Origin of the sequence: Siminovitchia sediminis, assembly GCF_042680885.1 — a bacterium.
GTDB classification, from domain to species: Bacteria; Bacillota; Bacilli; order Bacillales; family Bacillaceae_C; genus Siminovitchia; species Siminovitchia sediminis.
On record NZ_JBHUEO010000103.1, the window covers coordinates 1 to 642 of the forward strand.

Annotated in this window: 1 pseudogene; it reads left to right on the forward strand. The window is 57.0% G+C overall.

What is annotated here, in order from left to right:
- Positions 1 to 642, forward strand: a pseudogene (locus ACFSCZ_RS17755) (pyruvate carboxylase); the annotation flags it as partial.

Consider the following 642-nt stretch of genomic DNA (forward strand, 5'->3'; position numbering starts at 1 on the left):
ATCGTGCAGTCACAGATCCTCATTGCCGAAGGCCACTCCCTGCACGGGGAAAGGGTACAGATTCCGAAGCAGGAAGACCTCACGATGAACGGATATGCCATCCAGTCGAGGGTGACGACGGAAGATCCGCTCAATGATTTCATGCCCGATACCGGCAAGATTATGGTGTACCGCTCGGGCGGCGGCTTCGGGGTGCGCCTGGATGCGGGCAACGGCTTCCAGGGGGCAGTCATCACGCCGCATTATGACTCCCTGCTTGTCAAAGTGTCCACCCAGGCCCTGACCTTCCGGCAGGCGGCCTCCAAAATGGTCCGGACGTTAAAAGAATTCCGGATCCGCGGCATCAAAACAAATATCCCGTTTTTAATCAATGTGATGGAGCATGAGCAGTTCATCACCGGGGAATATGACACGTCCTTTCTGGACAGCACCCCCGAGCTGTTTGCCTTTCCGGAAAGCCGGGACCGCGGAACGAAGCTGCTCAAATATATCGGGACCGTGACACTCAACGGGTTTCCGGGCATTGAGAAGACCAAAAAGCCGGTGGAGTCCGAGCCAAGAATCCCGTCCATCCCGGTGGACCACAAGATCCAGCCGGGGACAAAGCAGATTCTTGACGAACGGGGAGCGGACGGTCTCGCA